This window comes from Psychrobacter piechaudii (assembly GCF_900162825.1).
Classification (GTDB): domain Bacteria; phylum Pseudomonadota; class Gammaproteobacteria; order Pseudomonadales; family Moraxellaceae; genus Psychrobacter; species Psychrobacter piechaudii.
Map to the genome: position 1 here is coordinate 1 of NZ_FUGE01000159.1, position 11103 is coordinate 11103.

General features: G+C 42.6%; 6 protein-coding genes and 2 pseudogenes. 2 read left to right on the forward strand and 6 right to left on the reverse strand.

Translation table 11 applies throughout. The features are described 5' to 3' along the window. Positions 1 to 241, forward strand: a pseudogene (locus A1019T_RS09115) (transposase); the annotation flags it as partial. 209 nt (positions 242 to 450) lie between these two features. On the opposite strand, the pseudogene trpB reads toward A1019T_RS09115, so the two are convergent. After that, a pseudogene (trpB, locus tag A1019T_RS09120) lies at positions 451 to 1671 on the reverse strand (tryptophan synthase subunit beta). 275 nt (positions 1672 to 1946) lie between these two features. Here trpB and A1019T_RS09125 point away from each other — a divergent pair. Beyond that, entirely contained in the window at positions 1947 to 3311 is a 1365-nt protein-coding gene (locus tag A1019T_RS09125) for a cation:dicarboxylate symporter family transporter (protein ID WP_077451380.1), read from the forward strand. A 96-nt stretch (positions 3312 to 3407) separates the two neighbouring features. Here A1019T_RS09125 and A1019T_RS09130 read toward each other — a convergent pair whose 3' ends face one another. From A1019T_RS09130 to A1019T_RS09155, 5 genes are all read right to left on the reverse strand, one after another. Further along, on the reverse strand, positions 3408 to 4232 hold the full coding sequence (locus A1019T_RS09130) for an alpha-glutamyl/putrescinyl thymine pyrophosphorylase clade 3 protein (RefSeq protein WP_341864628.1): 825 nt from the start codon (positions 4230 to 4232) through the stop codon (positions 3408 to 3410). Positions 4233 to 4366: 134 nt separating this feature from the next. After that, positions 4367 to 8620: an ATP-dependent RNA helicase HrpA gene (gene hrpA / locus A1019T_RS09135; protein ID WP_244156605.1), complete on the reverse strand. Its 4254-nt coding sequence runs from the start codon at positions 8618 to 8620 to the stop codon at positions 4367 to 4369. A gap of 289 nt (positions 8621 to 8909) precedes the next feature. After that, complete coding sequence (locus A1019T_RS09140; protein WP_077451381.1) at positions 8910 to 9530, reverse strand: DUF1543 domain-containing protein; 621 nt, start codon at positions 9528 to 9530, stop codon at positions 8910 to 8912. Between the two features lie 40 nt (positions 9531 to 9570). Further along, the gene (locus A1019T_RS09145) at positions 9571 to 10584 is read right to left on the reverse strand and encodes an alpha/beta fold hydrolase (protein ID WP_244156606.1); all 1014 of its coding nucleotides are present in this window, start codon (positions 10582 to 10584) and stop codon (positions 9571 to 9573) included. 246 nt (positions 10585 to 10830) lie between these two features. Then, on the reverse strand, positions 10831 to 11103 hold a 273-nt coding region (locus tag A1019T_RS09155), incomplete at its 5' end, for an RNA-guided endonuclease InsQ/TnpB family protein (protein ID WP_077451382.1).

Consider the following 11103-nt stretch of genomic DNA (forward strand, 5'->3'; position numbering starts at 1 on the left):
AATTGCCTCTCAGGCTTGTACGCTCGTGTGGCGTATTATGCAAGCATCTGATAAACAGTCACAAGAGTTTGCTTTGTTTTTAGTGCGCCTCTCAGGTCGACAAATGAAACGCAGCAAACCAATAACCGCACCTGCTGTGATGGCAGGATTGTTCCAGTGGCTTAATTTTACCGAATTGGTAAATCATTATCCCCCTGACAAACTACGTGAATTCGCTGATGCCGCTAGTAAATTTGTGTAGATACCTATGCCCTGAAGTGGGTGGTTTTACGGCGACTGGTGATAAACTCTTTACCTCAATTTTCCTGAAATCTTTTAAGTCTAAAATTTGAGTCTAAAGACAATAAACTAAAGAGGGTTAACTAAAATAGCCCACCAGTGTTGCTGGCAGGCTATAAGAGTCTATCACTTGAAAGACAGGTTATCGCTTAATATTCGTTATCGCAAAGATTAAAGCGTCACTTTATCTAAAACAAAATCTATATCTTTATCTCCGCGACCCGATAAGTTCACTAAAATTGCCTCATCGCTAGACATATCTTTCGCGATTTTCATAGCATAGCCCACAGCGTGAGAAGACTCTAGTGCTGGAATAATTCCTTCCATACGTGATAAGGCCATAAAAGCGTCTAGACATTCTTTATCCGTCACTGCCTCATAAGTGGCTAAATTACTGTCACGTAAATGCGAGTGCTGAGGGCCAACACCAGGATAGTCCAAACCAGAAGCAATAGAGTGGACGGGAGCCGGCTCGCCTTTTTCATCTAGCAAGACATAACACTTGAAGCCTTGAATCTCACCTTTAACCCCTTTGCTCATGGTTGCCGCATGATTGGGCGTATCTAAACCTTAACCTGCCGGCTCCACCCCTACTTTCTCTACACTTTCGTCATCCATAAAGCCACTGAACATGCCCATGGCATTTGAACCACCGCCGACACAAGCCACCACTTTATTGGGCAATTTTCCAGTTGCCTTCAAAAACTGCTCCCGTGCTTCATGTCCGATGACCGACTGAAAATAACCCACCATCTCAGGATAAGGAGCGGGTCCTACTACAGAACCAATAGCAAACATGCTATTTTCGATATCATTTAAGTAGGCTTCAAAAGCACTATCAACGGCTTATTTTAGCGTACCTGCTCCTTGCGATACAGGAACCAGTTTCCCGCCTAAAATCTTCATGCGACTGACATTAGGGTGCTCTTTTTTAATATCTACCACCCCCATGTGAATTTCACACTCTAAGCCCATTAATGCTGCAGCTGTCGCCAGTGCTACCCCGTGCTGCCCTGCGCCGGTTTCTGCAATGACTTTTTTCTTACCGAGTTTTTTTGCCAGCAGCACTTCGCCCAAACAGTGGTTTATCTTATGTGCCCCAGTGTGGTTTAAGTCTTCACGTTTCAGATAAATCTGAGCACCGCCGCAATGCGCTGACAAACGCTTAGCATGATAAATAGGACTCGGTCGACCAACATAGGTCTCACGCAGTCGTTTCATCTCAGCAATAAAATCATCTTCTTTGATAATCTCGTGAAAACCCGCCTCAAGCTCATCCAAAGCTTTGGCCAATTCAGGATGAGCAATTTTCCCGCCAAACTCACCAAATAAGCCCTCTTTGTTAGGTAAAGTTGACGCATGTAACCCATAGCTATTTTTAATTTCGATCATTAGATGCACCCTGTCTTCAATAAGCTTTTCAATAGATCGTTTCTTTGTTCTAGTACAGTGATACAGATTCTAAAATAACTTTTAAATAGGGTCAAGCACTTAATGTAAAAACAGGCTCATTTATTTAACTTATCTGATTCAGTCATTTGACTCTAAAAACTAACTTAAGGTAACTCTGCTTATAACCAATAGGAATAACTAGTTGAAGATTAACTGTTAGACCTTTTATTAAAAATCAGGATAATGGTACGTTTTCTTTCTGCGCGGAGTTCCTCATGCTATTACTATTGCTGGTAGTCATATTTATAGCCTTGCTATACGGATTATGGCGATATCACCGTCAGAGCGACTCACTGAGTCGTAGTGTATTTTTAGGGTTATTTTTAGGAGTAGTCTACGGGCTTATCTTATCGGCGTTAAATGTCGATACTGAAAGCTTCTTACCTTGGGTAAATATCGTTGGTAACGGCTATGTGAATCTATTAAAAATGATTGCTATGCCTTTAGTATTCATCTCGATACTAGCAGCCATCGCTCGCCTTGAGAAAGCTTCCATGATTGGCTCAATGAGCTTTTGGATTATTAGCACCCTACTTATTACAACCGGTATTGCTGCTTTAGATGGTGCTATTATTGCTAATCTATTTCATTTAGATGCCAGCTCAATTGTCGCTGGAGAGATGGAAATTGCGCGTGGTCAAAATATTATTGAGCGTAGTGGAGATGTCGCTGACCTTACTATTCCAGGCCTGATATTAAGCTTCATTCCGACCAGCATGGGGGGCACTTTTGCTGAGCTTGCCAGTACCTCTATGATTTCGGCTGTGGTAGTAGCCAGTTTGATGGGAATTGCGGCACTGACGGTTAATAAAAATGACCCAGAAAAAGGGGCCATTATTATTCGCGGTATTGATGTTCTGCAAAGCTGGATTATGGCTTTAGTACGTTTCATTATTCGCCTTACTCCATACGGTATCTTAGCGTTAATGATTAAGGTTATTGTTACTACGGATGCGGATGCTATTTGGCAGTTGGCTAAGTTCTTAGTGGCGTCTTATGTGGCCTTATTTATCATGCTAATTGTCCACGCCTTCATTATCATGCTAACCGGCAGATCGCCTATTGAACACTTTAAGAAGATTGCGCCAGTATTAACTTTTGCCTTCACCTCTCGCAGTTCAGCAGCAACGATTCCTTTAAGTATCGATGCTCAGGTAAATAAATTAGGCATTGCCAAACCTATAGCTAACTTCTCAGCATCCTTTGGGTCAACCATTGGCCAAAATGGCTGTGCCGGTGTCTACCCTGCTATGTTGGCCATGATGATTGCACCAACCATGGGGATCGATCCCTGGTCTGTCGGCTTTATCGCCTCAGTTGTGGGTGTCTCAATGATTGCCTCATTCGGTGTGGCAGGCGTTGGTGGTGGGGCAACTTTTGCTGCGATTATTGTCTTATCCACCTTAGGTATGCCGTTAGAGCTGGCAGGTTTATTAATCTCTATCGAACCGCTTATTGATATGATGCGTACTTTAGTGAACGTCAGTGGCTCTATTACCTCTGGTGTGGTGGGCAATAAAATATTAGGAGATAAGGTTCATCCCGAAAGCTTTGATAATACTTCAACTCAGCTTAGCTAATTCAATTAGTTAAACTCAAAATCTAACCATGAAAAAGCCCCGTAATTTTAACTTATGGGGCTTTTTCTATTAACAAAGATCAACTTTAGAGTGATATTAATGGGCTATATAACGATTAGGAGACTTTTGCCAGTGACATATCGCCGCTTCCATTTCCTGATAGCCGACATTTAGATAATCTGCTAGGCCAATAGCATGTTCATCGAGCTTAGCATCATCTAACATACCAAATAACAGCTTAGCACCACGCTTAGGTCCGCTAGCTTCAGCGATATAGCAACTGTCTGGCTCTACCTCTGCTAAGTCTATTTTTCCTAACAAGCACAAATACTCAAAAGTAGTCAAGCGCCCGAAGCGATAAACATTTTTGCGGATTAAAGCATATAACTTCTGGAAATAAGCTGTTTTATCTAGTGTTGTTCCCTTAGGCCGAAATAATGCCTGATGACCGCCCTGCTCATTAATAAAATCAATGTAACTGCTAAACGCTAGCGGCAATTGATTTATAGATTCATAGGCACGATGATGACCAAATTTTGGCTTCGGATCACTAAGTGCTAAACTCGAAGACAGTTGCTCTAATAGCGCCATACGCTGATCAAAAGATTTATTAACTTGTTGCCAGGTCAGTGCTGTCTTCAAGTTTAAACCCACTCCCCCATATAGCTTACGCATAAATGCCCAATCAGCTTGTTCACTATCATTGGTATATATCAATAGGATACTTAGCCAACAAGCCTCATCATAATCTTTATCTTTAAGATAAATGATGGCTTTTATTGGATTATACTCTTCTGACTTAGGGTCACAATACTGCTCGCCTATGTTACTTTCTAGAAGGGCTTTAATGGCAGCTTCCTGTTCAATACTATCAATAAGCTGTAACGCTAATATCTCATAGACAATACTGGGTAGGCTTATATTTAAATTTTTTTATTTAAATAATCTTTTATGTCGTTTGTCAGTTTTATCAAATCATTTTCGTTGTCTTGGATTTTCATAATTTTTGACAGTGGTTTAATAAAGAATATTCGCCAGCACTTGATATATGAGAATTATCGACGTACATTCACCTTTTCCCACATCTTATTAAGCCGCTTCTGCGACACAGCCTGGCGAGTCTTCATAGGCTGAGCAAACAGCTGTATACGAAATTCTTCTACTAGCCAGCGATACTCACTAATGGTCTCGTCATCGGCACGTCCTGCCAAACGCTCCATATGAGTATCAAGCTCATATACCGCATCTAAGTCACCATCTAGATTGTGCTCTAGGCGTTCAAGACGAATCTCTAAGGCCTCAAGATAACGAGGATACTGTTGCCAATGCTCATAATCCATACGATACACGAAGTCTGATAGATGCAAGTCATCGAGTTGATCTTCGATATCATCGATAGACTCACCAAATATCTCACGATCTAACATCAACAAACTGCGACGAATACGTTGCCAACGGGTATATACCTCTTTTAGCAACTTAAGAACGGTCTGGCCTTCAAGTAAAAACTGACCGAGTACAGCTTTTGCGGTTTGTTCAAACTCAGTATCATCTAGTGGCAACTGCTCAGCAAGCCTATAGGCCACATCATCAGCATTGTCTGAAAGCTCTTCGTCATGGTTCTTAAATTTAGGCGCATGAACCTCTAAAGCAGCATCTAAGGTAGCATCGACGACAATGGTCTTTAGCTTATCCATATCACCCAAAGGCGCAAATGCTAGCTTAAAGGTTTTATCTATCTGGCTGGTTAATTGCTTTTGTTTGGCCCCTAACTTAGTTCGAAGAAGAGTCAATACGCCTTTGCGATGTGCTTTAAGTGCAGCAGTGACATCGGTAAATTGATGAATGGTCACGGCCTCGCCTGCTTCGTCAGCTACTAATGCAGAAAACTCTTTCATCACAATACCAGCACTGTGACGATTTTTACTGAATCTATAGTGCTCAGGGAAATCGGTATGTACCCCTTGCGAATCCCCGCCTTTTGATACTGCTTGACTGGTCTCGCTGGCATGACGTTGTTGTAGTGCCTTTAAATCACGTCCTTTTTCGATAACCCGTTTTTTATCATCGACCACACAAATCTGTGGCTGTAGATAACGGTCGATGCTTGCAGGGTTAAAATCTTCTGGTTTCACCCCGACCACACCGCGGCGCTGTAAGGCTTGGCACAACTGATTTAGCAAGCCTGCTTGGTGATTTTCTTGTAATTCACCAAACAAATCATCGGCAGTATTTGGAATGGGAACAATTTTGCGGCGAATGTCTTTCGGCAATGACTTAAGAAGTTGCAACACCAGCTCATAACGCCAACCTGGTACCCCCCATAGTAGCTCAATGGCATCAAGCTGCGGCAAAGCAGCTAGCGGCACACGAATGGTTACCCCATCATCTTCTGATGCCGGGTCAAACACATATTTAAGCGGCAACTTAAGATCACCCAGTTGCCAAACCTCAGGGAACTCGCCTGTGGTTGGTGCGGCTTCTTTTAATACATCTTCATCAGTGAAGAACAAGAACTTAGGATCTTCTTTTTCAACTTCCGCTCGCCAATCTTCAAACGCTTTACGACTGGCAATATGCTCAGGGATTTTACGCTCATAAAATTGATAAAGATCTTCTTCATCAACCAATAAATCACGGCGACGCAACTTGTCTTCGATGCGCTCTACGTCTGCGATTTTATCCATATTGTGCTGTAAGAATGGCGCTTGACGACCCAGATTACCAGTAACCAGACCATCACGTAGGAAGATTTCACGTGACTCTTCTAGGTTGATCTGCTCGTAATTGGTCAGCTGTTTAGCAACGACAACCAGTCCAAACAAACTAATTTGAGCATAAGCACGGACACGCCCTGTCTTCTTCGACCAATGTGGTTCAAAGTAATGGTATTTAAGTAAGTTACCACCCGCAGAAATAATCCATTCTGGCTCAATCTTAGCCACAGTCCGCATAAATACTTGCGAGGTTTCTACTATTTCAAAGGCCATTACCCAAGCAGGCGCTTGCTTAAATACAGTGCTGGCTGGAAATATTTTCGCTTTTTGCTGGCGAGCGGCTAAGTACTCCCCGCGTTGATCCGTTTTATGAGCAATCACTGATAATAGCCCCGTCAACAAGGCACGATGCAGATTGGCATATTTAACCGCACGCTGCTCTTGATCGATCTCATTATCACTAGCCTTATCAACAATTAAATCACTAGCAACACGCTTGGCTACTTTAGCGGCTGGATTGGCTTTTCCTTTATTCTTGCCATTTTGAGATTCAGGTTTGTCTTTACGTTCGGTACCAGAGTCGGTCAATAGCTTAAGATCAGTGACCATCTGCTCAAGCTGACGGTAAGTCTTCTCCCATTCACGTAAACGCGGGAAGCTTAAATAATGCTTTTTAGCAAATGACTTGCGCTGACTGTTACTCAGCTTGTTGCTACCACCGCCATATAAGGCGTTCCATAAACTTAAATAAAATAAGAAATCAGAATCTTCTTGACGGAAGATGGCGTGTTTTTGGTCTGCTTGAGCCCGCTTTTCTGCAGGACGCTCACGGGGGTCTTGCACGGCCAAAGCTGCAACGATAATCAGCATCTCTAGCATACAATCAAAATCACTACCGGCCACCAACATACGCGCCAGCCTTGGGTCAATCGGCATACGTGCCATTTTTTGACCAATACGGGTCAGCTTGACTTCGTTTAAAGTTTGTTTCGATAGGGTTTTTTTGCTATTCGGATTTTTGGGAGCGATTGCACCCAATTCATCAAGTAGCTTGCGCCCATCTTTCACCAAACGGCTATCGGGTGGCTCAATAAAATCAAAATTCTCAACCGTACCCAAGCGGAGGCTCGCCATTTGCAAGATAACAGACGCTAAGTTGGTACGTAGAATCTCAGGTTCAGTGTATTCTGGACGACTTTCAAAATCTTCTTCTGAATATAGTCGAATACAAACACCAGGAGCCACACGACCACAGCGGCCTTTACGTTGGTTTGCCGCGGCTTGCGAGATGGCTTCAATCGGTAAACGTTGCACTCGCGAGCGATAGGAATAGCGTGAAATACGGGCGAAGCCTAAATCAATAACGTAGCGGATACCAGGAACGGTTAGCGCCGTCTCTGCAACGTTAGTAGCAATAACAATACGTCTGCCACGACCTGAGGGCTGAAAAATTCGCTGCTGTTCAGCATAAGTCTGACGCGCAAATAAAGGCAATACTTCGGTATGGCGTGGCCCATGCGCAACCAATACCTCTTGCATCTCTCTAATTTCAGCCTCGGTGGCTGCAAATACTAAGATATCTGCATGCTCAGGATGACCTTTGGCGGTAGCATCTTCAAAGCACTCTTCTACTGCCGCTACTAAAGCGCGCGGTAAATTATCTTCAAAGTCATCAAAGCTGTCATCATCAGAGCTGGTCACCGGCGTGTCTGTTAAAGGACGATATCGAACCTCAACCGGATAGCCCCGACCCTCCACATCGATAACCGGTGCAGGCACCATGCGCTTTTTGGCTTTATCATACTGGGCAAAATACTCACTGAAGCGGCCCGTATCAAGGGTCGCTGAAGTGATAATAACTTTTAAATCAGGACGTTTGGGTAGCAGCTGCTTTAGATAGCCCATAATAAAGTCAATGTTTAGACTTCGTTCATGCGCCTCATCAATAATGATGGTGTCATATTTACTTAAAAAGCGATCATGACCCAGTTCAGCCAATAAAATACCGTCTGTCATTAATTTAACGACAGATTTGACTGTACCCTGCTCATTAAAGCGGATTTTGAAACTGACCGTTTCCCCTAGTGGCTCGCCCAATTCTTCAGCAATACGGTTGGCCACACTACGTGCTGCCAATCGTCTGGGCTGGGTATGACCAATTTGACCGGTAATACCACGACCTGCCAGCATCGCAAGCTTTGGTAATTGCGTGGTTTTACCCGAGCCAGTTTCACCCGCCACAATAATAACCTGATGATCATGAATCGCTTGAATGATATCTTCGCTACGTTTACTGACTGGCAATTCTTCATTTAATGTTTCTGCCAAATTAGCACGCATACTGTCCATACGCTCTTGAACCACTTGCTGCGAGCTTGACTTAATTTTATCAAAGGTAGCTTGTTTTTCCGCCAAAGCTTTGGGATTGGTATTTTTTGCAGGACGGCTTAGCTCACGCTGTAAGCGATTTAAAAAATGACGGTCTTTGGCCAATACTGGCAACTCGCCGATTTGTTTTGCCGTTTGCAGATTATTGGAGGCAGTGACAGCAACTTCTGATGCTGTATGAATGTCATTACTGTCTTTAGTCATATATATTTTGGCTTTATTAGAGATATTATAGTTAAGGAAGCTCTAACTGTGATAACTAGCATTAAAACAGTTATAAAAGATAAAAACCTATCAATCAGGATTTTAATAAGAATTTGATATGAAATTAAGCAACAAGGGTCACAAATTCTAGCTTAGGCTATTTATTATAGCGAAATAAGTGACCCTGCATTAGAGGTTTATGAGGGTTTACAAGCAGTTATCAAGTTTTTAAGAGATAACTCAGCTCAATTAACTGTGTATTTCATTGCTTAGAAGTTGGCTCACGAGCCTATAAACCCAAAGCTTGGAGCTTTTTGATACTGAGATAACCAACATAGGCCTTATCCTCGACTGGTTCAATATCTTCAGCCAAGGCCTCTATAAACAACCTTCCTAAGGAAATCAGACCTGACACATCATAAATTTCATCGACATCTACACAAAGTTTATCATCAATGTGTGAGGCGCCATTAAAGGGGGTCTCTTTATCGCTGTAACTAAAGTCTTTATAAAACTTTGTCTTTCGGGCATAGGCTTTGGCCGCTGACTCTGTAGGCGCAACAACCAATAACTTATGATGAAATTCTTCAATACTACCCTGCTGGTAACCCCCTAGATTAATAAAATACAACTTAGGCGATTCTTGCGGCTGTGCTTCTTGATTTTGAGTGTGGTCCGTGTGCTCATCGGCTCTCCAAGATATTTTATAATATTTCTCGTCTACACCGATTACGTGAGTTACCGCTTGGTAAGAATCAATATGCCACTTATTTTTGACCTCTGGCCAATGGGTATTGATAGCAGGAATAAGAGCGCTCAATTTCTCGCCCACTCCAAAGAAAATATCGTGTTGCTCGATTAAACGCCCTTTAGGCCGAGCTCCCAGTTGGACCATAAATAATGTTGGCATATCGTATCCTAATGAAGAATTAAACAAGTTATTGCTTGGTCTATTTTGACTGCTGTAAGAACTGTTTTACGACAGCTACAGTGGCTTTAGGGTCCTCTTCATGGGGCACATGACCTAGATTATCAAATATAACCAATTGACTGTTTGGTATGGCTTCCTTAAATTTATACGCATTATCTATTGGGATTAAATCATCTTTTGCTCCCCAAAGGATAAGCGTCGGCTGTTTTATGTTGCCGATTTGCGCCACCTCATTTCCAGCGAATGATTCACGCATGCGTTGAGTTAAGGCTTTACGGTTCCCCTCACGTCTGGTTAACTCATAATATCTATTTACCAGCTCATCACTCACTTTAGAGTCATCAGCGTAAACGCTCTCAACACTTTTACGGACCAAACTTTTGGGTAATACTTTTGATACTAAAGGGTCCAAAATGGGATACTGCGCCAGTTTAAAACCCACTGGGATGTGTTTTGGTGTAAAAGGAAAGCCTGATGCGTCTACTAAAATAAGACGATTAATTCTATCAGGGTGTCGCAAAGTAGTTAGCCAAGCAATTCCGCCACCCAGCGAGTTGCCCGCAATCGTTGCTTCACCAATTTTCATTTGGTCCATCACACCAATAACCGTATCAACATAATTACCCATAGTATAGCGTTTACTAGAATTGGCATAGGGTCCGGTTAGACCAAAGGCAGGCAAGTCCATGCGTACTACACAATAGTCTTTATCAAGCTCCGACACCCAGCCATTCCAAGTGTGTAAGCTGGCAGATGTACCATGAATTAGGACAATGTTTTCCGGCTTGCTGTTCTCTTTACCTGTCTTATCTTGCGCCTGACATAAGTCTGACTGCGCCACATGAACTTTTAATCCCTCTAAATCCACGTAAGAGCTTGTGGGCAATTCCCAATGTTGCAGCTGAGTTGGGGCTAAATCTGGTTTCCACACGCAGCCCGTTACTAATGCCACTGAAGCCGCTAGCATTCCAGCCTTGGTTAGCATTTTAACTGTTGAATGACTTTCTTTATTAACAACTGACTGAGTACTCATTGATGACCTATCCTTGGTTTATTAATGTTGAAGCATTGCTACTTTTAGCATTTATTTAAATACTTAACTTTTGAATTAAGTCTTTAATGTAACTTAGAATCTAGCCCTTATTGTTTAGAGTTTTGAGTAATAATTCCATAAAAAAAAGCGACCTAAAGGTCGCTCTTATCAAATGCAGCTGAAAAACAATTAACTATCAGGCCATTATAGCGCCTATCTTACTATTCACTTGACCTCCTCCTCTCGCTAAACCGAGGGGATTCCTACAGCTAGACGGCCAAGCCCGACCGCAAGGATGTTCTTAGCAGCATTGATATCTCTATCATGCCATGTGCCACACTCAGCACAAGTCCATCCTCTTATTCGCAAACCTGCTCTACCTTTCGGACTACTGTCACTTATTTTATGGCAGCACGAGCAAGTTTGGGTAGTGTAACTCTCATTTACGATCTCAAGCTGACAACCTGCATACTTGCATTTATATTCCAGTTGTCGTTTAAGCTCAAACCATCCTGCATC